General features: G+C 47.8%; 18 protein-coding genes. 8 read left to right on the top strand and 10 right to left on the bottom strand.

The genetic code is table 11. From position 1 onward, the window contains the following. Window positions 1-57 precede the first annotated feature (57 nt). Window positions 58-552 carry a YchJ family protein gene (locus K0H59_RS11280; protein ID WP_220053175.1) on the bottom strand — a complete coding sequence of 165 codons (495 nt, stop codon included), beginning with the start codon at window positions 550-552 and terminating at the stop codon, window positions 58-60. A gap of 30 nt (window positions 553-582) precedes the next feature. Next, the gene (locus K0H59_RS11275; RefSeq protein WP_220053174.1) at window positions 583-1,158 is read right to left on the bottom strand and encodes a DUF4440 domain-containing protein; all 576 of its coding nucleotides are present in this window, start codon (window positions 1,156-1,158) and stop codon (window positions 583-585) included. 132 nt (window positions 1,159-1,290) lie between these two features. Here K0H59_RS11275 and smrA point away from each other — a divergent pair, with 132 nt between their 5' ends. Further along, window positions 1,291-1,881: a DNA endonuclease SmrA gene (gene smrA, locus K0H59_RS11270; protein ID WP_220053173.1), complete on the top strand. Its 591-nt coding sequence runs from the start codon at window positions 1,291-1,293 to the stop codon at window positions 1,879-1,881. A gap of 143 nt (window positions 1,882-2,024) precedes the next feature. Here the strand turns inward: smrA and K0H59_RS11265 are convergent, their stop codons facing one another. Next, the gene (locus K0H59_RS11265) at window positions 2,025-3,887 is read right to left on the bottom strand and encodes a M2 family metallopeptidase (protein WP_088212339.1); all 1,863 of its coding nucleotides are present in this window, start codon (window positions 3,885-3,887) and stop codon (window positions 2,025-2,027) included. A gap of 218 nt (window positions 3,888-4,105) precedes the next feature. On the opposite strand from K0H59_RS11265, the gene K0H59_RS11260 reads away from it, so the two are divergent. Both K0H59_RS11260 and K0H59_RS11255 read left to right on the top strand, forming a co-directional pair. Then, a complete protein-coding gene (locus K0H59_RS11260) occupies window positions 4,106-4,744 on the top strand; it encodes a TetR/AcrR family transcriptional regulator (RefSeq protein WP_011622813.1) in 639 nt (212 codons plus the stop codon). Window positions 4,745-4,759: 15 nt separating this feature from the next. Then, window positions 4,760-7,039 carry an acyl-CoA dehydrogenase gene (locus tag K0H59_RS11255; RefSeq protein WP_220053172.1) on the top strand — a complete coding sequence of 760 codons (2,280 nt, stop codon included), beginning with the start codon at window positions 4,760-4,762 and terminating at the stop codon, window positions 7,037-7,039. Window positions 7,040-7,180: 141 nt separating this feature from the next. On the opposite strand, the gene pyk is transcribed toward K0H59_RS11255, so the two are convergent. Both pyk and K0H59_RS11245 read right to left on the bottom strand, forming a co-directional pair. Next, window positions 7,181-8,620: a pyruvate kinase gene (gene pyk, locus K0H59_RS11250; RefSeq protein ID WP_088212341.1), complete on the bottom strand. Its 1,440-nt coding sequence runs from the start codon at window positions 8,618-8,620 to the stop codon at window positions 7,181-7,183. A gap of 185 nt (window positions 8,621-8,805) precedes the next feature. Further along, window positions 8,806-9,660, bottom strand: coding sequence for a MurR/RpiR family transcriptional regulator (locus K0H59_RS11245; protein WP_011622810.1), 855 nt, complete (start codon window positions 9,658-9,660; stop codon window positions 8,806-8,808). A gap of 312 nt (window positions 9,661-9,972) precedes the next feature. Here K0H59_RS11245 and zwf point away from each other — a divergent pair, with 312 nt between their 5' ends. The 4 genes from zwf to K0H59_RS11225 are packed head-to-tail and all read left to right on the top strand — an operon-like array spanning window position 9,973 to window position 14,654. After that, entirely contained in the window at window positions 9,973-11,445 is a 1,473-nt protein-coding gene (zwf, locus tag K0H59_RS11240) for a glucose-6-phosphate dehydrogenase (RefSeq protein ID WP_011717106.1), read from the top strand. Between the two features lie 9 nt (window positions 11,446-11,454). Further along, window positions 11,455-12,153 (top strand): 6-phosphogluconolactonase, encoded by a 699-nt coding sequence (pgl, locus tag K0H59_RS11235; protein WP_011622808.1) that lies wholly within the window; start codon window positions 11,455-11,457, stop codon window positions 12,151-12,153. Window positions 12,154-12,165: 12 nt separating this feature from the next. Further along, entirely contained in the window at window positions 12,166-13,992 is a 1,827-nt protein-coding gene (gene edd, locus K0H59_RS11230; RefSeq protein ID WP_220053171.1) for a phosphogluconate dehydratase, read from the top strand. Between the two features lie 20 nt (window positions 13,993-14,012). Beyond that, window positions 14,013-14,654 carry a bifunctional 4-hydroxy-2-oxoglutarate aldolase/2-dehydro-3-deoxy-phosphogluconate aldolase gene (locus tag K0H59_RS11225; RefSeq protein WP_011622806.1) on the top strand — a complete coding sequence of 214 codons (642 nt, stop codon included), beginning with the start codon at window positions 14,013-14,015 and terminating at the stop codon, window positions 14,652-14,654. Window positions 14,655-14,724: 70 nt separating this feature from the next. On the opposite strand, the gene K0H59_RS11220 is transcribed toward K0H59_RS11225, so the two are convergent. The 3 genes from K0H59_RS11220 to K0H59_RS11210 form a co-directional block, all read right to left on the bottom strand. Continuing rightward, on the bottom strand, window positions 14,725-16,065 hold the full coding sequence (locus K0H59_RS11220) for an anti-phage deoxyguanosine triphosphatase (RefSeq protein ID WP_220053170.1): 1,341 nt from the start codon (window positions 16,063-16,065) through the stop codon (window positions 14,725-14,727). Window positions 16,066-16,090: 25 nt separating this feature from the next. Beyond that, the gene (gene yfbR, locus K0H59_RS11215) at window positions 16,091-16,678 is read right to left on the bottom strand and encodes a 5'-deoxynucleotidase (protein ID WP_220053169.1); all 588 of its coding nucleotides are present in this window, start codon (window positions 16,676-16,678) and stop codon (window positions 16,091-16,093) included. Between the two features lie 239 nt (window positions 16,679-16,917). Continuing rightward, a complete protein-coding gene (locus K0H59_RS11210) occupies window positions 16,918-18,132 on the bottom strand; it encodes a pyridoxal phosphate-dependent aminotransferase (protein ID WP_220053168.1) in 1,215 nt (404 codons plus the stop codon). A 740-nt stretch (window positions 18,133-18,872) separates the two neighbouring features. Here K0H59_RS11210 and K0H59_RS11205 point away from each other — a divergent pair. Then, window positions 18,873-20,255, top strand: coding sequence for a Na+/H+ antiporter NhaC family protein (locus tag K0H59_RS11205; RefSeq protein ID WP_220053167.1), 1,383 nt, complete (start codon window positions 18,873-18,875; stop codon window positions 20,253-20,255). A 267-nt stretch (window positions 20,256-20,522) separates the two neighbouring features. Here the strand turns inward: K0H59_RS11205 and efp are convergent, their stop codons facing one another. Next, window positions 20,523-21,083: an elongation factor P gene (gene efp, locus K0H59_RS11200; RefSeq protein ID WP_088212346.1), complete on the bottom strand. Its 561-nt coding sequence runs from the start codon at window positions 21,081-21,083 to the stop codon at window positions 20,523-20,525. A gap of 44 nt (window positions 21,084-21,127) precedes the next feature. Continuing rightward, window positions 21,128-22,312 (bottom strand): elongation factor P maturation arginine rhamnosyltransferase EarP, encoded by a 1,185-nt coding sequence (earP, locus tag K0H59_RS11195; protein WP_220053166.1) that lies wholly within the window; start codon window positions 22,310-22,312, stop codon window positions 21,128-21,130. Window positions 22,313-22,402 lie beyond the last annotated feature (90 nt).

Here is a 22,402-nt window from a genome sequence, read left to right as displayed (position 1 = left end):
GATATAAAAACAAAAGGCAATCAATCGATTGCCTTTTGTTTTACAAACCATCTTTTGTTAACCCTTCATGCAGCACTGCTTAAACTTCTTACCGCTGTGGCAGACGCAGGGAGCATTACGTCCCGGCAATTTGGCATGCATTTGATGGCCTTTAGTGTAAAACCAACGATCTTGCTCGAAGATAAACTCCGAGCGCTCGTAAATGGCATCAATCTCGCCACTCATTTTATACCAGGCTTTGAAGGTTACAGTACCGTGCTTGCGGCCATCGGGGTGAATGGTTTCATCGGCGGATAACACATCGAGCCCTAACCATTGGGGATGTGGACCTTGTTGGAGCTGTTCAAGGGTTAAGCCATCGAGGTAATCTGCATGGTGCGTTTTGATAATGTAATCAAAATTTTTCAACGTAAAAGCACAGTAGCGAGAGCGCATTAATTGCTCAGAACTCGTCGCCAGTTGTGCACCAGAATCGAGACCTAGATGCAGTGTTTGGCAGCAGTCTTGGTAGGGTTTTTGGCTGCCGCAAGGGCAGTTTTTGTCGTGTGTCATAATGGTAACGCTTTAAAATATAATAGATTACTATTTTTTCTTTTGGCTGTCAGGTAACGGTGGGAATTGGCGGCCATAGTAAAGATTGGGTACAGGTTTGGCATTCAAATAGAAACTGGGTTCGGCACGGTTGTTCATATCCAGCGTAACGTTCCAGCGCTGCTGAGAGTCTTTTTGAGTGCCAATCACAAATTTGCCTGCAAACTCACTCACAGGTTCGCCGGTCTCTTCAGCGGGGTAAAAACGCACTAGATAATAGCCAGTGTCAAACGCGCTGTTGCCCGATAACTTACGGTTAAGCACCCGAAAATCGATATCGATTCGGGCCTTTTTATTGCGGATTTTATCGAAAAATCGCTGGTAAATAGCAACGATACTCTCGCGGCCATAATAGATTTCTTTACTTTGACTTTCAGAGAGATAGCTTGCATCTTTCGAATAGATTTCTGCGGTAACTTCGGGGTCAAGCTCGGTAAATGCTTTAGTGAACAGCGGATAATTGGCATTGATCAGCTGATCGGTTGTCGTGGTAGTTTTGGCTTTTGTGGGAGTAGCAAAGCTTGGAAGCGACAATAGGCATATCAGGGCTAGCAGCAAAAATCTCATTACATTATTCTAATCAAGCATTCATGGCGCCACTATAATGGAGGTGCCCGCTGAACTAAAGGGTTGAATGTTTACAAAGTGTGTTTCTGTTCTAAAAGTGCACACTGAGCGTTAAGAGTGGAGGAGCTTGCCATGCTAGATGATGAATCGGCACTGTTTTTTGAGGAAATGGCGGGGGTTGTGCCACTTAAGGGCGATGTGAAGGCGGTGGATCTACAACCTAAGGCATTAACGGATGAGCAGCTTCAACGTCGTGAAGCGCTGCAACGCGAGGCTTATTTAGCTTGTATGCCCTTGGATTTAAGCTTGATCCCGATTATTGCGCCCGATGATATTGCCAGTTTTAAGCGCGAAGGGGTGCAGGGAGCGGTATTTAAGCGCCTAAGGCTGGGGCAATACAGCATTAAGATGGAGTTAGATGTACATGCCTATCGTTTGAGTCAGGCCCGTGATGCCTTACTCAATTATTTACTAGCGGCGCAGGCCCATGGCGAACGCTGCGTCATGCTTATCCATGGCAAGGGGCATAACAGTAAACCCGTGGCTGGCCTGCTCAAATCTGCCGTCTGCCATTGGTTATCACTGCTTGATATGGTGCTGGCCTATCATTCGGCGAAAACCGAGCAGGGCGGCACGGGCGCCTTGTATGTGATGCTGACTAAATCCGAACAGCTTAAGATTGAGAATAAAGAGGCAAACCGTAAGGGGATGGGGTGGCGTTAATAGGAGTGTGAGCGCATTGATTTTTCTGATAGTTATTCGCGTTCGTTATTAATGCCGAAGCTTAAAAAGAAAATGCCCAACATCGTTGGGCATTTTTATCGGTTTAGTTTAAAGCGTGGATATGACTGGCACCTGAGGCTTAATTACCAGCCACATTGACGATTTGCCGCCGTGTTTTGCTCATCGAGCCAGATTTTAAGCGGCGCAAAATAATCGAGCACGGCTTTGGCATCCATTCCCTCGGTACCCGTTACTTCTTTTAAGGCAACTGGCCAAGGTTGGCTAGCACCCAGCTCTAACATTTTGTTGAGTTTTTCCCCAGCGGCTTGATTGCCATAAATACTGCATCTGTGCACAGGTCCTTTATCACCGGCGGTATCACACAGCGCCTTATGGAACTGGAACTGCAGAATATGCGCGAGGAAGTAGCGGGTATAAGGCACGTTACCGGGCACATGGTACTTGGCACCTGGGTCAAAATCGGCTTCAGTGCGGTCTGTCGGCGCCTTAACGCCTTGGTATTTCTCCCTTAATTCCCACCAAGCTTGGTTATATTGCGCTGGAGTAATTTCACCGCTAAAGACTTTCCAGCGCCACTGGTCAATCATCAAACCAAAGGGTAGGAAGGCGATTTTATCCAGAGCTTGCTTTAACAATAAGCCAATATCCTTGGAAGCATCGGGCACGTCTTCGAGCAAACCAATCTGTTTTAGATAGCTTGGGGTGATAGATAGCGCGATCGTGTCACCAATGGCTTCATGGAAACCATCATTGGCACTGTTTTTAAACAGGAAAGGCTGCTGTTTATAGGCTCGTTGATAGAAGTTGTGTCCAAGTTCGTGGTGAATAACGGTAAAGTCTTCAGCGGATTTTTGGATACACATCTTGATGCGAATATCGTCAAGGTTGTCTAAATCCCACGCCGAGGCATGACAAACGACATCACGATCCTTAGGTTGTAAGAATAAAGAGCGACTCCAAAAACTGTCTGGCAGCGGCGCAAAGCCTAACGAGGTGAAAAAGCTTTCAGCTTGTTTGACCATCTTGTGCTCATCATAACCTTTCTGTTCGAGTAATTCCGTCACATCATAGCCAGGATCGGCATCGTCTGGGGCTACGAGATCGTACACATTACCCCATTGCTGTGCCCACATATTTCCTAATAAGTGGGCGGGGATCGGACCGGTTTTTGGTGCAATAACGTCACCGTACTCGTTATTCAGCTCGCCGCGAACATAACAATGCAGGGATTCGTAGAGGGGCTTAACTTGACCCCATAAACGGTCTAATTCCTGTGAAAATTCATCGGGTTTCATATCGTATTGGCTGCGCCATAACTCAGAGAGATTAGCGTAACCTAGATCTTTTGCCCCTTCGTTGGCGAGTTCGACTTCACGTTGAAACAGTGGGCGCATCGGTTTTGCAATTTCACGCCAGCCTTTCCACGCCTCAAGCAGCTTGGCTGGGTCTCGCGATTCCGCCATCAGGCTCGACAGCTCTGGCTGGGTCATACACTTGCCATCGGCGAAACAGTATTTGCCTTTACCGTAGAGTCCATTGAGCTCGGAGCTGATTTGCGCCAGCTCAGCATTTTTTGCGGGATCAAGCGGTGCAGGTAACACGAGTGCACTGCGCAGAATATTCAGTTTGCGCGCATTGGCAGGATCGAGTTCCACATTGGCGTACTTGGCAGCTTCGGTAGCGAATTTGACCGAAGCGGCACTGACTTTTTCACCCACTGCGGCCGATAGCGCAGCGGTATCTTCGGTGATGAAGTTACTGTAAATCCATTCGGCGCGATTCGCTTCGATAGAGAGCTGTGCCATCTGGGCTTCAGCATCTTGAATAAAGGCGATGGCCTGTGCTTTATCGGGCGCGGCATTAGTTGCAGCAGGTGCCGCTGAAGTAGTTTCGGCCTTGCTTTGTGCATCATTACAGGCGGTTAAGCCTAAGGTTAGCGCTATGGTGAGTGCGAGCGTGGTGGGACGATTCAATAGAATAGCCATGTATTGCAGTCCTTTGTTGTTTTTGTGTTAAGCATTCTACCTAAGCACAGTGTTTTTTGCACAGGACTTGATGACTTTTCATGGTTTTTTGCAACGGATGTGAGTGGCCTGTTAATCCTTGTCAGCAGGGCGCAGCTTATTTGGCCATTTTTCGTTTGACAACTCCCATACCAATGTTTAATTTAAACGAGTGTTTTAAATTAATTCAAGGTCACGGAATGGCAAGTCGATCCGATACAAAAACTAGAATACTTGATGCCGCAGAGAAGCTATTTGCCGAAAGGGGGTTTTCTGAGACGTCATTGCGACTTATCACGAGCAAGGCGGAGGTTAACTTAGCCTCGGTGAACTATCACTTTGGCTCTAAAAAAGAGTTAATCCGCGCCGTGTTAGCCCGCTATTTAGACGTGTTTATGCCCGCCGCATCGACGGCCATAAAGCGTTTGCATACCGCGCCAACACAGGCTTCGTTAGAGGAGATTTTCTCTGCGTTAGTCGATCCATTATTGGATTTGAACGAGCTGCGCACCGAAGGCACGACAATTTTCCTACAATTGCTGGGTCGCGGTTACATTGAAAGCCAAGGGCACCTGCGTTGGTTTATCACCACTCATTATGGGCAGCATTTAGACACCTTTGTAAAAGCTGTTTCGGCCAGTGCACCGCATATTCCTCCTGCTGAAATGTTTTGGCGCTTACACTTTACCCTAGGCACGATTGTTTTCACTATGGCGTCAGCCGATGCGCTCAATGATATTGCCGCGGCCGAATTTGGTGAGCATAACGACATCGAAGCCGTGATCCGTAAAGTGATCCCCTACATGGCCGCGGGCGTATCAGTCCCCGTGGCTTCTTAATAAAAGGTCTTGATTATGTTGACGATTATAATTATTGCCCTGATTGCGATTATTGCGCTATTTGCAGTAAAAAGCCTTCGGATGCAATTTATCACCCAGCCTGTTTTTCACTTCTTTAAAAAAGTATTACCGCCATTATCCGATACCGAGCGCGAAGCGATGGAAGCGGGTGATGTGTGGTGGGAAGGCGAGTTATTTCGCGGCAACCCAAACTGGAATACCTTGCACAGCTACGGTAAACCCACTCTTACGGCTGAAGAGAAAGACTTTATCGATAATCAGGTGATGACCGCCCTGAAAATGATCGATGATTTCGACATCGTGCATAACCGCAAGGATCTGCCACCAGAACTGTGGGACTACTTTAAGAAAGAAGGCTTCTTTGCGCTGATCATCCCGAAAAAGTTTGGTGGTCGAGCGTTTTCTGCCTACGCCAACTCAACGATTGTGAGTAAATTAGCCAGCCGCAGTGTGAGTGCTGCGGTCACTGTGATGGTGCCAAACTCATTAGGTCCTGGTGAGCTTTTGACTCACTATGGTACTAAAGAGCAAAAGGAGCGCTGGTTACCTGCATTAGCTAAGGGTGATGAGATCCCATGCTTTGCATTAACTGGCCCAGAAGCGGGCAGTGATGCGGGCGCTATCCCCGATGTGGGTATTGTTTGCCGTGGTGAGTTTAACGGCGAAGAAGTTTTAGGCCTTAAATTAACCTGGGACAAGCGTTACATCACGCTTGCACCTGTAGCAACCGTATTAGGTTTAGCCTTCCAGATGCGCGACCCTGATGGTCTGCTGGGCGATAAAAAGAATTTAGGCATTACCTGCGCCCTGATCCCAACCGATCACCCTGGTGTGGTGATTGGCCGTCGTCATAATCCACTCAATATGGCGTTTATGAACGGAACCACTAAGGGCGAAGAAGTCTTTATTCCGCTGGATTGGATCATCGGTGGTCCTGAGTTTGCGGGCAGAGGCTGGCGCATGCTGGTTGAATGTTTATCGGCGGGTCGCGGTATTTCTCTGCCTGCATTGGCGACGGCTTCTGGCCATATGGCGACCAAAACCACCACGGCTTACAGCTATGTGCGTCACCAATTTGGGATGGCGATTGGTAACTTTGAAGGTGTGCAGGAAGCGCTGGCGCGCATTATCGCCAATACCTATCAATTGGAAGCGGCGCGCCGTTTAACTACCACGGGGATCGATCTTAAAGTTAAACCTTCAGTCGTGACGGCGATTGCTAAATTCCACATGACTGAACTTGGCCGCGCGGTGATGAACGATGCGATGGATATTCAGTCGGGTAAGGGCATCCAATTAGGTCCTAAAAACTACTTAGGCCACCCTTATATGTCGAATCCTATTTCGATCACTGTTGAAGGGGCGAACATTTTGACTCGTTCCTTGATGATCTTTGGTCAAGGTGCGACCCGTTGCCATCCTTATGTGTTGGCCGAAATGGAAGCCGCGGCGATGGAAAACGAGCACGATGCGCTTGAGCGTTTCGACTCGCTGTTAATGGGCCACATGGGTTATGCCACTCGTAACGCGTTCAGTGCCTTACTCAATGCTTTAACTGCCAGCCGTTTCGGCAGTGCGCCAGTGAGCGGCGAAACTAAGCAGTACTATAAAGATATGTCGCGCCTTTCATCGGCATTAGCCTTAATGACGGATATTTCGATGCTGATCATGGGCGGCGATTTGAAGCGTAAGGAAATGTTGTCGGCACGTATGGGTGATGTATTAAGCCAGCTTTACTTAGGCTCAGCCACCTTAAAACTGTTTGAAGACAATGGTCGTCAACAGGACGATTTACCCGCGGTGCGTTATGTGATGGCCAATCGCCTACATTTAGCGGCTAAAGCGCTTGAAGAAGTGATCCGTAACTTCCCGAACCGTCCATTTGCCTGGTTGCTACGTGCGCTGACTTTCCCAATCGGCAACCATTTCAACGCCCCGAGCGATAAAATGGCGACCGAATTGGTCTCTGGCATGCTAAAACCAAGTCCTGCCCGTGAGCGCATTACTTTCCTATGCCCTGAGTTCGAAGGCGACGTGGGTGGTATTGCTGAAGTTGAACAGGCCTTTGTGGCGCAATATGCCTGTAAAGAGATTTACAAGAAGCTCAAGAAAGCACAACGCGCCGGAGAGTTACCAGCCAAAGTGCCTAATTTGGTGTTATTTGCTAAAGCGTTGGAGCAGGGAACAGTTACTCAAGATGAGCATCAAAAGCTGTTACATGCCGATAAGCTGCGCTTAGCTGCCATCAATGTGAATGATTTTGAAGCCCTATAATCTGCTTGGCTAGTACGACTGCTATCGTTTCTAGCCGTGACAAGAGATAAAAAAACCACCTCAATTGAGGTGGTTTTTGTTTTTAAGCTTGATGACGGTTAGGCTTGGTCTTTACGTCTAGCTAACGCCAATCAAGGCAGATTAAGCAACGATCAACACTTTACAAGTGTTTGTGCCGCCGATAGTTTCCATTGCATCGCCCTTGGTCATTAATACCAAGTCGCCGCTTTGCAGGTAACCCGCAGTTGTTAATGATTCCAGCGCTTTTTGCGCTAACTCATCGGCAGGATAAATGGTTGAGTCGAAGTAAATCGGTAACACGCCACGGTACAGTGCCATCTTCGCCAGGGTTGTCTCATGACGTGATAAACCTAGGATAGGTAAAGATGAGCTGATACGTGACATCAGTTTAGGTGTTGCGCCAGACTCAGTTAGGGCGATAATCGCTTTAACGCCTTCTAAGTGGTTAGCGGCATACATAGTGGAGAGTGCAATCGTTTCTTCAACTGAAGTGAAACGTGCATCTAATCTGTGCTTAGACACTTTCACGCTTGGGTGAGATTCGGCACCGATACACACATTCGCCATCGCCTTCACGGTTTCTTCTGGGAAGTCACCTGCTGCAGTTTCGGCAGACAGCATCACAGCGTCAGTACCATCGAGCACGGCGTTGGCCACGTCCATAACTTCTGCACGTGTTGGCATTGGGCTCGAAATCATTGACTCCATCATTTGAGTCGCAGTGATCACGATTTTATTCAGTTGACGAGAGCGAGCGATTAGCTTCTTCTGCACTGCAACCAGTGCTGCGTCACCAATCTCAACCCCTAAGTCACCACGGGCAACCATGACGACGTCAGAGGCTAAAATCACATCATCCATCGCTTCTTCGCTAGCAACGGCTTCAGCACGTTCTACTTTTGCTACGATCAGTGCATTGCTGCCAGCTTGTTGCGCTAAAGAACGGGCGTATTCCAGATCGGCGCCGCTACGTGGGAAAGACACGGCTAAGTAATCCACTTGGATCATCGCCGCAGTCAGAATGTCTGCCTTGTCTTTTTCAGTCAGAGCCGCTGCAGATAAGCCACCACCTTGTTTGTTGATCCCCTTATTGTTTGATAGAGGGCCAGCAACGGTAACAGTCGTGTGCACTTTACGACCTTCAACGCGCTCAACACGCAGTTGCACACGGCCGTCGTCGAGCATCAGGATATCGCCAACATTCACATCGTCTGGCAATTGCTTGTAGTCGATACCGACTTGATTCTCGTCGCCTTCGCCTTTACCTAACTCGGCATCCAGAATGTAGGCTTGACCTAAGTTCAGTTGAACTTTTTTGTTGTCTTTAAAGGTAGATACACGGATTTTAGGACCTTGTAAGTCACCTAAAATAGCAACATGGACACCTAATTCTTTTGCAATTTCGCGAGCTTGAGTCGCGCGTTTGAGATGATCTTCGGGGGAGCCGTGGGAGAAGTTAAGACGAACAACGTTTGCACCTGCCGCGATAATACGGCGTAAGTTATCGTCACGGTCAGTGGCGGGGCCCAGAGTGGTGACGATTTTGGTTCTGCGGAACATAAGATACTCCGTTAAAGTTAAAAAAATCTTGGGGCTATATTACCATGCAATTCCAAATTATGTAGTAAAGTTACAATCAAATTGATCTAAAGTTATGTTTCAAATTTGTGAGGTATCGCTGAAATTTGCTTTAAAAAAGGCTAGACGGACGATTTGCACTAGCCTTTTTTAAGATAGGAAGTGAATTACAGTATCGGATCTTTATTGATACGAGACTCTTTCAACACTTCTTTCACACGTTTTAAATTGTCACGGAAACGCGGGCCACGGCGTAGGGTAAAACCAGTCGCCAATACATCTATAGTCACCAATTGCGCTAAACGCGAGGCCATTGGCAAATACATATCGGTATCTTCTGGCACTTCCATCGTCACGGGCAGTGTACATTCCATGGATAACGGTGAGTTACGAGCCGTAATACCAATCACAGCCGCGCCGTTTTCTCTCGCTAAACGCGCTATTTCAATCAATGACTTAGTGCGACCAGTATGGGAAATCAGCACCACAACGTCGCCTTCATTGCTGTTAATGCAGCTCATACGTTGCATCAGAACATCGTCAAAACAGATGACAGGCACATTAAAACGGAAAAATTTATTCTGGGCATCATGGGCAACAGACGCAGACGCGCCTAAACCAAAGAAGGAGATCGTTTTGGCCTGAGTCAGAATATCCACGGCTTTATTGATGGCAGTGACGTCTAAGCTTTGACGTGCGGTATCTAAGGAAGCCATTGAAGATTCGAAAATTTTTGTCGTGTAAGACTCTGGAGAGTCATCCTCTTCCACATGGCGGCTCACATAAGGTGTACCGTTAGCGAGACTTTGCGCCAGATGTAACTTAAAATCAGGAAAGCCTTTAGTATCTAAGCGGCGACAGAAACGGTTCACAGTAGGTTCACTCACATCTGCCATCTTAGCTAGCGTGGCGATACTGGAGTGAATTGCTGTTTGCGGAGAGGCTAAGATCACCTCTGCAACCTTGCGTTCTGACTTACTAAAATGGGTGAGGCTTTTTTGAACCTTTTCTAGGGTATTCATACGCGTACGTCCGCTAAATTGAGAATGTAATTTTATTTATTTTTGTTTAGTGCTGTTGATCTGTTTCAGGATCTCACTAATCGACACTGCTTAAGTAAGTTTTAAGTACATTTTTGAAATAAGAATTTACTATCATCAGTAATTTAAGCACAAAAAGCATATCAGATTTATGCCCTAGGTGCCTAGTTAGCTAGAATGTTAATATTGATAAAAATAGATGCATTTAACAAATTCTGTTGTTATATTACAACAAAAGTGTGGATTTCTTCATTGGCTTGAAGGGACACGACATACAAAGGAGAGCGTAACGCAATGGGCAAAACAACATCAGGCGCCAAAGCTTGTGACTTCGTACTCTTTGGTACTAAAGGCGACTTGGCACGACGCAAGTTGTTACCTTCTTTATACCAGCTAGATAAAGCTGAACTTCTGGATAAAAACACCAAAGTCATTGGGGTTGCCAAAGATGAGTTCAGTCAGGATGAATTTAGAGAACTCGTCATCCTTGCGTTAAAAACCTTCGTAAAAGAAGCCCTCTGTGAAGAGACTGTCCAACGCTTCTTGTCCCGCTGCCATTATGTCGGCACGAACTTCACCGAATCAGCAGGCTACAGCGCCTTCCATGAATTGCTCAAACCAGAAGAGCGCGTCATGGTCAGTTACTTTGCCACCCCTCCTGCAATTTTTGGCGATATCTGCCGCTGTTTACACGAACAAAATCTTATCCATAGCGATTCTCGCGTGGTACTCGAAAAGCCGATTGGCTCCGATCTCGCTTCTTCCCGCGTAATTAACGACCAAGTTTCTGCCTACTTTAAAGAAAACCAAGTTTATCGTATCGACCATTACTTAGGTAAAGAGACGGTACAAAACCTGATTGCGCTGCGTTTCGCTAACTCGTTATTCGCGTCTAAGTGGGACAACCGGACCATTGACCATGTTCAGATCACCGTTGCTGAAGAAGTGGGTATTGAAGGCCGTTGGGGTTACTTCGATAAAGCCGGTCAGATGCGCGACATGATCCAAAACCACTTACTGCAAGTGTTGACACTGGTTGCCATGGATCCACCGGTTAACTTAGATGCCGACAGCATTCGCGATGAAAAAGTGAAAGTACTGAAGTCGCTGCGCCCAATCAATGCCGACAATGTGTATGAAAATACTGTCCGTGGTCAGTACAGTGCGGGCTTCCTCAAGGGCAGTCCAGTGCCAGGCTATTTAGAGGAAGAAGGCGCCAACCTTCAGTCCCACACCGAAACCTTTGTGGCGCTGCGTGTCGATATCGACAACTGGCGCTGGGCGGGCGTGCCATTTTATCTGCGTAGCGGTAAACGCATGCCGTTCAAGAGTTCTGAAATTGTGGTGTATTTTAAAAACCCACCACACAACTTGTATCGCTCAAGTTACCGTAACTTGCCACCTAACAAGTTAACCATCCGTCTGCAACCACACGAAGGGGTTGAGATCCAGATGATGAACAAGGTGCCGGGGCTAGAACAGAAACAACGTTTACAAACCACCAAACTCGACTTGAGTTTCTCGGATACCTTTAAAAACGAGCGTATTGCCGATGCTTACGAGCGTCTGTTGCTCGAAGCCATGCTCGGTAACCAAGCGCTGTTCGTTCGCCGCGACGAAGTGGAACAAGCTTGGACTTGGGTGGATGGCATCATCCAATCATGGGAACAAAGTAACGAGAAACCGAAACCTTATCCTGCGGGCACCTGGGGACCTGTAGCGTCGGTCGCGCTGATCACTAAAGACGGCCGTTCGTGGGATGAATAGGGGGCTTCGATGATTAAAGAAACCGTATTTAAATCCTTTGATACACCCGCAGCGCTCGAGCAGCAGTTGGCGAACAAGATCGCCAGCCAGTTGCAAGAGGCTGTGGATGCCCGTGGTAAGGCAAGCTTAGTCGTTTCCGGCGGCTCAACACCGCTGAAACTGTTTGAGCTCCTCAGCATGAAATCCATCGATTGGAGTGATGTTTATGTCACGCTCGCCGATGAGCGCTGGGTAGATGTGGAAGACAGTGCATCGAATGAGCGTTTAGTGCGTGAACATTTACTGCAAAACCGCGCGGCCAATGCCAAGTTCCGTGGATTGAAGAATATGTTTTCCACCGCCGAAGCGGGCGCCGATATGACCGCCGAGTCGCTGTCTAATTTCCCGCGTCCCTTCGATGTGGTGGTGCTCGGTATGGGTAATGATGGTCACACTTGCTCATGGTTCCCTTGCAGCGCCGAACTAAATGATGCCTTGAGCACTCAAGCACTGTGTGTGGCAACCAATCCCACCACGGCGCCCCATGGCCGGATCACATTATCTAAGAATGCGATCCTCAATAGCAGACAGATTTATCTGCATTTGGTCGGGGAACAGAAATTATCCGTATATCGTCAAGCCTTAGAAAATGATGATGTTAATGCTATGCCCATCAGAGCCGTGTTAGCGCAGCGTAAAACGCCCGTTGACGTGTTCTGGAGCGCTTAAGGAGTCACTCTCATGCACTCAGTCGTTCAATCTGTTACCGACAGAATTATTGCCCGTAGCAAAGCATCTCGTGAAGCGTATTTAGCCGCGTTAAATGATGCTCGTAACCATGGCGTACACCGTAGCTCGTTAAGCTGCGGTAACTTAGCCCACGGTTTTGCTGCTTGTAATCCAGATGACAAAAATTCATTGCGTCAACTGACTAAAGCCAACATCGGGATTATTACCGCATTCAACGACATGTTGTCTGCGCACCAACCCTATGAAACCTATCCTGAATTGCTGAAAAAAGCCTGTCAGGAAGTGGGCAGCGTTGCACAGGTCGCCGGTGGTGTACCTGCAATGTGTGACGGTGTGACTCAAGGTCAACCCGGGATGGAATTGAGCTTACTGAGTCGTGAAGTGATTGCCATGGCGACGGCAGTGGGCTTATCCCACAATATGTTTGATGGTGCCTTATTACTGGGTATTTGCGACAAAATCGTGCCGGGGCTATTAATTGGCGCCTTAAGTTTTGGCCATTTGCCCATGCTGTTTGTGCCTGCAGGCCCAATGAAGTCGGGTATTCCCAACAAGGAAAAAGCCCGTATTCGCCAGCAATTTGCCCAAGGTAAAGTCGATAGAGCGCAGCTGCTTGAGGCCGAAGCCCAGTCTTACCACAGCGCTGGCACTTGTACCTTCTACGGTACGGCGAACTCGAACCAGCTGATGCTCGAAGTTATGGGGCTACAATTACCGGGTTCATCCTTTGTGAATCCTGACGACCCACTGCGCGAAGCCCTGAATAAAATGGCGGCCAAGCAGGTGTGTCGCTTAACCGAGCTGGGCACTCAATACAGCCCAATCGGTGAAGTCGTTAACGAAAAATCCGTGGTGAACGGCATAGTGGCGCTGCTGGCAACCGGTGGCTCAACTAACTTGACCATGCACATTGTGGCGGCGGCGCGTGCAGCCGGCATTATCGTGAACTGGGATGATTTTTCTGAATTATCTGACGCGGTTCCTCTGCTGGCCCGTGTTTATCCAAACGGTCATGCGGACATCAACCACTTCCATGCCGCCGGTGGTATGGCTTTCCTTATCAAGGAATTACTCGATGCAGGCTTACTGCACGAGGATGTCAACACAGTTGCTGGTTTTGGTCTACGTCGCTACACCCAAGAGCCCAAATTACTCGATGGCGAGCTGCGCTGGGTCGATGGTCCAACCGTCAGCCTAGATACCGAAGTGTTAACGTCTGTCGCTACGCCTTTCCAAAACAACGGTGGCTTAAAACTGCTTAAGGGCAACTTGGGCCGCGCTGTGATTAAAGTGTCAGCCGTGCAAGAAAAACACCGTGTAGTTGAAGCGCCTGCCGTGGTGATTGACGATCAAAACAAACTTGATGCGCTGTTTAAATCCGGCGCGTTAGACCGAGATTGTGTGGTGGTGGTAAAAGGTCAAGGGCCGAAAGCGAACGGTATGCCAGAGCTGCATAAGTTAACGCCACTGTTAGGCTCTCTGCAGGACAAAGGCTTTAAAGTGGCTCTGATGACCGACGGTCGTATGTCGGGCGCATCGGGCAAAGTACCAGCAGCGATTCACTTAACGCCTGAGGCTATCGATGGCGGGCTGATTGCCAAAGTGCAAGATGGCGACCTTATTCGTGTCGACGCGCTAACGGGGGAGCTGAGCTTATTAGTCTCTGATGCCGAACTTGCCGTGAGAACCGCTGCTGAAATCGATTTACGCCACTCACGCTATGGAATGGGCCGTGAGTTGTTTGGGGCACTGCGTTCAAACTTAAGCAGTCCAGAAACCGGTGCGCGCAGTACCAGCGCCATTGACGAACTTTATTAATACAAAGGAAGAATACCGCAATGCTTGAGAATAACTGGTCATTACAACCACAAGATATTTTTAAACGCAGCCCTATTGTTCCTGTTATGGTCATTAACAAGATTGAACATGCGGTGCCGTTAGCAAAAGCCTTAGTCGCTGGCGGGATCAGCGTTTTGGAAGTGACATTACGTACTCCATGCGCCCTCGAAGCTATCACTAAGATCGCACAAGAAGTGCCTGAGGCGCTTGTTGGTGCGGGCACCATTTTAAATGAAGCCCAGCTCGATCAAGCGATTGCCGCCGGTGCGCAATTTATTATCACCCCAGGTGCGACGGTCGAACTGCTTAAAGCCGGTATGCAAGGCCCTGTGCCTTTGATCCCTGGCGTTGCCAGCATCTCCGAAGTGATGACAGGCATGGCGCTTGGTTACACTCACTTTAAATTCTTCCCAGCGGAAGCCTCGGGCGGTGTGGACGCGCTAAAAGCATTCTCAGGCCCATTAGCGGATATCCGTTTCTGCCCAACGGGTGGTATTACGCCAAGCAGCTATAAAGATTATTTAGCGCTGAAGAATGTGGATTGTATCGGCGGCAGCTGGATTGCCCCAACCGATGCGATGGAGCAGGGCGATTGGGCGCGTATCACTCAATTGTGTAAAGATGCGATTGGCGGACTCTAAGCCGTTTACTTGCACAACGCACCGATAATAAAAAACCACCTTGAGGTGGTTTTTTATTGCCTGAACAGCGCTACATTTCTTTGCTGAGTTCCACGTTAGAACCAGCTTTGGGGCTAAATAACTGCTGGTAAAGTCGTCCGGCAAACTCGTCTGTCATGCCAGAAATATAATCCGCCAACACCCTGTGGCTGTTTTGGCCTTGCTGCTCGCTGGTGCGCCAACGTTCTTGGGTATTGAGTGGTAATAAGCGCTCAGGATCCGAGGCAAACGCTTCAAAGAGTCCCATCACTATCTGTTGGCCCTTGTATTCCAGCATTTGGATCTCGGGTTTACGGATAACGTATTTATACACAAGCTGTTTTAGCACATTGAGCGCATGGGCAAATTCGGGTTCGAGGCTGGCATTAAACCGCAGCAACGGTTCCTCGAAGGCCGGATCGTCGTTGATGATAATGGCGGTGACAAAACCATTTACTAAGGTGCCTATGGCATCCTTTCGCAGATGATGTTCATGGGAGAAGAGCTTAGTGCCAATATCGGCAAGCTCTTGGCGGATCCAAGGATCGCCACTGTGCTTAAGTGTTGGCGCCACATCCTGTTGCCATTGCGAGGCGGTGACTATGCCCATGACGATGGCATCTTCAAGATCGTGCACCGCGTAGGCGATGTCGTCCGCCAGTTCCATAATCGAGCAATCGAAGGATTTAAACTGAGTGCGTAGATGGGGATAGTTTGGTTGCTGGCTCGGCTGAACAGAGGTAAAGCGCGCTCTATCGGCAACGGATAACGGTTCCAGTACCCAATCGAAAATGTCGTTATCATCGTCGAATATGCCTTTAACAGGCGGCCATTGTGACGGTTTAAGCTGTCTGTGATTGGTGATTTCAGGATGTGATCCCGGCACAAACAGCAGTGATTGCGGTGCGGGATATTTTAAAATGCCGAGCATAGTACGGCGGCACAGATTCATCCCAAAGGCCTCTGTATAGGGCTCGAGTTTCGAGAGGATGCGAAAGGTCTGGCCATTGCCTTCAAAGCCGCCGTGGTGGCGCATCATATAGTTGAGCGCGACTTCACCGCCGTGGCCAAAGGGCGGATGACCAATATCATGGGCAAGACAGAGTGATTCGAGTAGGCTCATCGAGCCTAATAAGGGCTTATGCTCGGGATACTTACGGCTCAGCTGTGCCGCGATGCCCGTGCCGATTTGAGACACTTCGAGTGAATGGGTTAAGCGCGTGCGATAGAAATCATTCATGCCCACCCCAAGCACTTGGGTTTTGGCCTGTAGGCGGCGAAAGGCGGCGGAGTGGAGGATCCTTGCCCTGTCCCTTTGGAAAGGGCTTCGATGATCATTACGTCGTTGTTTATCTTCGCCATGGCGGCGTTCTTGCCAAACACTTGAGCTCATATGCATTCCTAGCGAGAGTGATACATCACAACATCTTGTTAATTTCGTCTAAATTCAAGGTGAAACTTGGCACAAAGCAATCCATAAAATATTTCACCGCCGGATCGGGATTGGCCGCCAACATGGCTTCGAGGCGTTTGCGCGCGGTATTAAATTCGGTATTGCCGGCGCGATTTTCCTCTAGACACTTAAGGTAAGCGCACAGGGTATCGGCGGATTTGACTATGGCTTTGTAAATCGGATCGGCGTAATCGCTGATAAATAAGCTGCGATAATCCTCTTTAAATTCATCGGGCACCATATCGAGCATGCGTTGCTCGGCAATGGCCTCAATCTTCTTATACTCGGCTTCGATTTCTTTATTAAAGTACTTTACCGGGGTCGGCAAGTCGCCAGTCAAAATCTCACTGGCATCGTGGAAAATCGCTAAACTCGTCGCCTGATGGGCATCGAGCGAGGTGCCAAATTTCTTATTACTGATAATAACGAGGGCATGGGTCACCATGGCAACTTGCAGTGAATGCTCTTGAACGTTTTCGGTGCGCACGTTGTACATTAAGGGCCAGCGCTGGATAAGTTTCATTCGGGCGAGGTGGGCAAATAAATGACTCATAATGCTCCTTTATATGAATGCCTGACCGCACAACTGTAACTCGAGATAAATCGGTGAGAAGTGCGGCTTAAAAATACGGCTTAAAAAGTACGGCGATGAAGCTTTAGCCTAACACAGGCAAGGGGATAAGTGAGTGGCATGATTGAAGAGTTTTTACGCACTGCAAAAAATAAAGCGACCCAGAGGATCGCTTCAGTAGATAGTTACTTTATGCCCGATTTGGCGATGAGCCCACAGCACTATTGCTTGTAGGTCTCGAGGAAATTGCCAAACTCTGTCAATGCTTTGGTTAAATCTTCCTTATAGGGTAAAAACACCACTCTTAAGTGATCCGGCTCTGGCCAGTTAAAGGCGCTGCCGTGCACCAGGAGGATTTTTTTATCCCTGAGTAAATCGAGTACTAAGCGTTCATCGTCCCTGAGATTGAACTTCTTCATGTCTAATTTGGGGAAGGCATACAGCGCACCCTTGGGTTTTTTCACGCTGACACCCGGGATTTGGTTCAATAACTCAAAGCAGGTATCGCACTGCACGGTTAAGCGGCCACTGGGTAAAATCAGCTCATTAATGCTTTGGTAACCACCGAGCGCCGTTTGAATTGCATGTTGATTCGGCACGTTGGCACATAGGCGCATCGAGGAGAGCATCTCTAACCCTTCGATATAGCTCTTGGCTGCTTTTAGATTGCCAGACAACATCATCCAACCGACACGAAAGCCCGCCGCGCGGTACGCTTTAGAGAGACCATTAAAGGTCACGGTTAAGATATCATCTGAGAGGCTCGCGGCCGGAATATGTTTGGCTTCGTCGTATAAAATCTTATCGTAGATTTCGTCGGCAAACAGGATCAGGTTGTGCTCGCGGCAAAGCTCGATAACTTGCAGCAGTAATTCTCTGCTGTAAACCGCGCCCGTTGGGTTATTTGGGTTAATCAACACAATACCACGGGTACGGGACGATATTTTGCTCTTAATATCATCAAGATCCGGAAACCAATCCGCGTCTTCATCACAGCGATAATGTACCGCTTTACCGCCGGCTAAATTGGCCGCTGCGGTCCACAGTGGATAATCGGGTGAGGGGATCAGCACTTCATCATCGGTGTTTAATAAGCCCTGCATGGCCATCATAATTAGCTCTGATACACCATTACCGATATAGATGTCTTCGATATCGACACCATGAATGCCCTGCGCTTGATAATGCTGCACAATCGCCTTGCGGGCAGAGAATAATCCTTTTGACTCACAGTAGCCTTGGGCGCTGGGGAGATTGAGGATCACATCGCGCACAATTTCTTCCGGCGCTTCAAAACCGAAGGGGGCGGGGTTACCAATGTTGAGTTTGAGGATGCGGTGTCCCTCGTCCTCTAAACGTCTGGCTTCCTTGTGCACTGGGCCGCGGATGTCGTAGCAAACAGTATCCAACTTGTTGGACTTGATGATAGGGCGCATTTACACCTCGAAACATGCAGTTAATTTAGGCTTAAGTTTGTGCACCATAACGAAAATATCTGGCTTAAGGAAGGGGGCTTGAGCACAAATAACAAGTTTTTTTCATCAAACTCGCTAGTTAAATATGCTTTAACTAAGCTTTAAATAAATTAAAACAAGTTTTAAATGCTGAATATTTGCGGATTATCAAACTAATGAACTGTTGGTTTTGATGGGGTCAGCCTTTGCGACTATCAAGCGGCTTGCTTAAGCTTCTACTCGCTTTTTAGAAACTCGAAAATCCACTCACGGGTTAAATGTTAATAAAATTGTTAATCAGTTTTTGCTTAACCGCTGATTTACTGGCGGTGATTTGAGTTAATGCGGTTTTATCAGGCGTTCAGCGCTTTTTTGATATTTAGGCAGATTAACTGAATGCTTATTAAGCATTTAAGGTCAAATAAAGATTTTGTTGTACGTGCTTAAAATCATTTAAAATCAGATGTATATATCATTACTTATTTCAATATTAAAAATTATTTATGGTTAGCATAAATTTATAGTTGACTCGCTATTCGATGCGCTTTATTTTCTGCGCGATGTTTTTGGCAAGGCACCTAAGATAACAAGCTTTTAGCAGGTAATATCGGCGGAGTTAGTCATCATGAAGCAGCAATATTGGCGTCCGTTATCGAGGTGATTTCAGGCGCTGTTCTAAAAACTTTTGCCTTTTAGGCGACTTATTTAGAGGACCTAAGTGCATGTCTGAACCGACAGCGTTAAGTCTTATTCCACCTTTGGTGGTATTGGTGTTGGCCATTTGGTTACGCCGCCCCATTCTTTCTCTGATCATTGGTGCGGTAACTGGGTTTCTGTTACTCGATCCGTCGCAAGTCTTAAATAATTTCGCCAGTACTTCATTAAAAGTCATGGCCGATGAAACCATCGGTTGGTTGATTTTAGTCTGTGGTTGTTTTGGTGCGTTAATTGCCCTGTTAGTGCGTACTGGTGGTGCACTGGCGTTTGGTCGAAATGCGCTCAAATTTGCTAAAGGCCCTAAATCCTCCCTGTTTATGACCTTTATTCTCGGGATTGTGATTTTTATCGATGACTATCTGAACGCGTTAACCGTGGGTGAAACCATGAAGCGTGTGACCGATAAGTTTAAGGTATCCCGTGAAATGCTGGCCTATGTGGTTGACTCAACCGCAGCTCCAGTGTGCGTGCTCGTGCCATTATCTACCTGGGCGGTATTCTTTGGTGGCTTGCTGGTCGATAACGGTGTAGCGGCAGAAGGTCAGGGCATTAGCGTGTATATGCAGGCGATTCCCTACATGCTTTACGCTTGGTTAGCCGTGGCCATGGTGTTACTGGTGGTGTTAGGTGTTGTACCCGCCATTGGTCCGATGAAAAAAGCCCAGCTGCGTGCTGCACAGGGTGAACCAGCAGAAGCACAGGTCGATTTAGACCAAGTACAAACCTCTGACGAATACGCGATTGCTGCGATTGAAGAAGAGTTTAAACATGCCGACAATCAAGGCAAACTGCACAACTTCTTAGTGCCTATTCTGCTACTGGTTGCCTTTACCGTTTATTTTAATATCGACGTGTGGAAGGGCTTGTTAGCGACATTAGTTATCACGCTGCCTTACTATGCAGTGCAACGCTTAATGCCACTGTCAGAGATGATGGATCAGATGATCGATGGTTTTAAGAGCATGTTGCCCGCCATTGGTACCGTGATCGCCGCATTCGTGTTTAAGGATGTGTGTGATGCGTTGCTACTGCCACAATATGTAATTGAGTCATTGAGCCCCTTTATGACGCCTAAGATGCTGCCTGCGGTGGTATTCCTCTCTATGGCGATCCTGGCCTTTGCGACAGGTTCAAGTTGGGGTATTTTCGCGGTGACAATCCCTATCGTGATGCCACTGGCGCAATCGGTTGGTGCGGATATTCCACTGGTGATTGGGGCGCTGTTATCGGCATCCTCATTTGGTAGCCAAGCGTGTTTCTACTCAGATTCAACCGTATTGGCCGCACAAGGCTCTGGTTGTAACTTAGTGAGCCATGCGGTGACTCAGTTACCCTATGCGTTAATTGCCGCTGTGATTGCGTTCTTTGGCTTTATCTTGATTGCCTAAACCGCGATGCCGTAAATATAAAAAACCAGCTACGGCTGGTTTTTTTATGGCTCGCGTATATTGTTTACTTTAACTATTGGCGCTTGTTGCTCGCGCTGAGTGTCGAGCTGTTTGGCACGACGCTAAAACAAACGCTTACGCTACTTAACCTCGATATCCAATACCATGTGATAACTGTCCTCTGTAAAACTTTAGAAGCATCAAATTCGAGGCAATAAAAAAGCCAGTGCAGGCACTGGCTTTTTTATCTGGGACTGAGAAGGGCGATTATACGCGCTTCTTGAATTCACCAGTACGAGTGTCGATTTCAATCTTGTCGCCAACTTTAACGAAGTCAGCCACGCTGATTGTACCGCCGCCAGTGATAGTTGCTGGCTTCATCACTTTACCTGAAGTGTCGCCACGAGCAGATGGCTCAGTGTAAGTCACTTCACGTACGATAGTGGTTGGCATTTCAACAGAAATAGCTTTGCCTTCGTAGAAAGTCACTTGGCAAGTTTCTTCCATACCGTCAACGATGTAAGCCGCTGCGTCACCTAAGTTTTCAGCTTCTACGTCGTATTGGTTGTATTCTGCATCCATGAACACGTACATAGGATCAGCAAAGTAAGAATAAGTACAATCCAGACGATCTAAGATAATATCGTCAATCTTATCTTCACCTTTGAAAGTGGTTTCAGTACCAGAGTTAAGCAGTAAGTTTTTCAGCTTTAACTTAACGATGGCAGCGTTACGGCCAGAACGAGTTGTTTCTGTTTTCTGTACAACCCATGGGCTGCCTTCAAACATGATCACGTTACCAGGACGGACTTCATGAGCAGTTTTCATTACACAATTTCCTATATGTCGATTTTCTATTTCAGCGCAGCATCTTAGCTTTTTTTGACGAATTGGACTAGCCGAGTCGCAAGATCTGCAGCATTTATTGCGTCAATTGGCCAATCTTTAGCATGTTGCAAGAGTGGCAAACTGACAGGATTTAGGTTTTGCCAGTGAGTTTTCACGGCAGATTGCTCGCCTTGGTTAAATGCAACATTCAATTTAGACCAAGTGTCGGCAATATCAGGGGGCAGATTATCGCAGTAAAGTTGGATAAAAGCTCCTAATTTTATTAGATGATAATCATCTTCTTGCGGATAAATATGCCAAATAAAGGGTTTAGCGGCCCATTGTGCCCTCAGGAAGCTGTCTTCACCGCGAACAATATTAAAGTCACAGCTCCACAACAGGCGGTCAAACCCCTGCTGGTCTGTCATCGGCAAGATATGCAGGGTCAAATCACCGAGCTTGATTTGCTGTCCGGGGCTGAGCGCCTCAATCTTGCAGGGTAATAAGTGTTGTAAGCTGTTTAAGCTGCGTCCCTTGGGAATGAGTGCATGGATTTTGGCATCGCTTGTTGCACTGGCTTGCCAGAGCTCACATAACGCCGGTAGAGACTCGGTCTCATAGCTAAAGACGCTGTAGACAGTATCTTGGGCTTGAATATCCTTAAGGCCGAGGCGCTCAAATAATTGCAATTTATTAGCGCTATCCCGTTGCCATGCATCACGTTCGGCAAATAGCTCCCGCTCACAAATCAGTCCACCCGTCTTTGGGGTAAAGCCAGGAAAAAAGAAATACTTCTTGATGCCGCTTGCCTGCATCGACGGTAACCCATGGCAGCCATCGACCCAGTCTTCGGCACTTAAATATTCTAAATTCAGCCATGCGGGTACCGCTTGTGGTGTTGTGCTGTGCAGCGCAATGAGTTGTTGCTTGACCTCATCGGGCAGTTCACAGGCAAAGGCTTCAATTAACACCGCGCCGGGCACAAATGCCACGGGCAGGGGTGTTGTCCATTGATTGATGGTGACACCATTAAACACTTGGCTGCTAAGCTTGGGGTCAAGGCTCGGTAAGATATGCGAAAAGCTGTGTAAGTCATCGACCCAGAGTGTTATGGGGAGCTGATATTCATTGACCAGCTGTTTGGCTAAGCGCCAAGTAACGCCGATATCACCGTAGTTATCGACAACACAGCAAAAGATATCCCAATGGGCTGCGCGAATGTCTGTCATAAATGGAATGGCTCCGCGTTCACAACGTTAGGGACGAAAATCCCCCATAAAAAAAGCGGCGTTTAGGCCGCTTTTGATCCATCGTTAACG

Origin of the sequence: Shewanella sp. FJAT-51649, assembly GCF_019457435.1 — a bacterium.
Classification (GTDB): Bacteria; Pseudomonadota; Gammaproteobacteria; order Enterobacterales; family Shewanellaceae; genus Shewanella; species Shewanella mangrovisoli.
This window is presented reverse-complemented; position numbering and strand designations above follow the sequence as displayed.

What these genes read in the sequence shown, in the direction of transcription:
- K0H59_RS11280 (WP_220053175.1), bottom strand. Translation starts at nt 552, where the DNA reads ATGACACACGACAAAAACTGCCCTTGCGGCAGCCAAAAACCCTACCAA.
- K0H59_RS11275 (WP_220053174.1), bottom strand. Translation starts at nt 1,158, where the DNA reads ATGAGATTTTTGCTGCTAGCCCTGATATGCCTATTGTCGCTTCCAAGC.
- smrA (WP_220053173.1), top strand. Translation starts at nt 1,291, where the DNA reads ATGCTAGATGATGAATCGGCACTGTTTTTTGAGGAAATGGCGGGGGTT.
- K0H59_RS11265 (WP_088212339.1), bottom strand. Translation starts at nt 3,887, where the DNA reads ATGGCTATTCTATTGAATCGTCCCACCACGCTCGCACTCACCATAGCG.
- K0H59_RS11260 (WP_011622813.1), top strand. Translation starts at nt 4,106, where the DNA reads ATGGCAAGTCGATCCGATACAAAAACTAGAATACTTGATGCCGCAGAG.
- K0H59_RS11255 (WP_220053172.1), top strand. Translation starts at nt 4,760, where the DNA reads ATGTTGACGATTATAATTATTGCCCTGATTGCGATTATTGCGCTATTT.
- pyk (WP_088212341.1), bottom strand. Translation starts at nt 8,620, where the DNA reads ATGTTCCGCAGAACCAAAATCGTCACCACTCTGGGCCCCGCCACTGAC.
- K0H59_RS11245 (WP_011622810.1), bottom strand. Translation starts at nt 9,660, where the DNA reads ATGAATACCCTAGAAAAGGTTCAAAAAAGCCTCACCCATTTTAGTAAG.
- zwf (WP_011717106.1), top strand. Translation starts at nt 9,973, where the DNA reads ATGGGCAAAACAACATCAGGCGCCAAAGCTTGTGACTTCGTACTCTTT.
- pgl (WP_011622808.1), top strand. Translation starts at nt 11,455, where the DNA reads ATGATTAAAGAAACCGTATTTAAATCCTTTGATACACCCGCAGCGCTC.
- edd (WP_220053171.1), top strand. Translation starts at nt 12,166, where the DNA reads ATGCACTCAGTCGTTCAATCTGTTACCGACAGAATTATTGCCCGTAGC.
- K0H59_RS11225 (WP_011622806.1), top strand. Translation starts at nt 14,013, where the DNA reads ATGCTTGAGAATAACTGGTCATTACAACCACAAGATATTTTTAAACGC.
- K0H59_RS11220 (WP_220053170.1), bottom strand. Translation starts at nt 16,065, where the DNA reads ATGAGCTCAAGTGTTTGGCAAGAACGCCGCCATGGCGAAGATAAACAA.
- yfbR (WP_220053169.1), bottom strand. Translation starts at nt 16,678, where the DNA reads ATGAGTCATTTATTTGCCCACCTCGCCCGAATGAAACTTATCCAGCGC.
- K0H59_RS11210 (WP_220053168.1), bottom strand. Translation starts at nt 18,132, where the DNA reads ATGCGCCCTATCATCAAGTCCAACAAGTTGGATACTGTTTGCTACGAC.
- K0H59_RS11205 (WP_220053167.1), top strand. Translation starts at nt 18,873, where the DNA reads ATGTCTGAACCGACAGCGTTAAGTCTTATTCCACCTTTGGTGGTATTG.
- efp (WP_088212346.1), bottom strand. Translation starts at nt 21,083, where the DNA reads ATGAAAACTGCTCATGAAGTCCGTCCTGGTAACGTGATCATGTTTGAA.
- earP (WP_220053166.1), bottom strand. Translation starts at nt 22,312, where the DNA reads ATGACAGACATTCGCGCAGCCCATTGGGATATCTTTTGCTGTGTTGTC.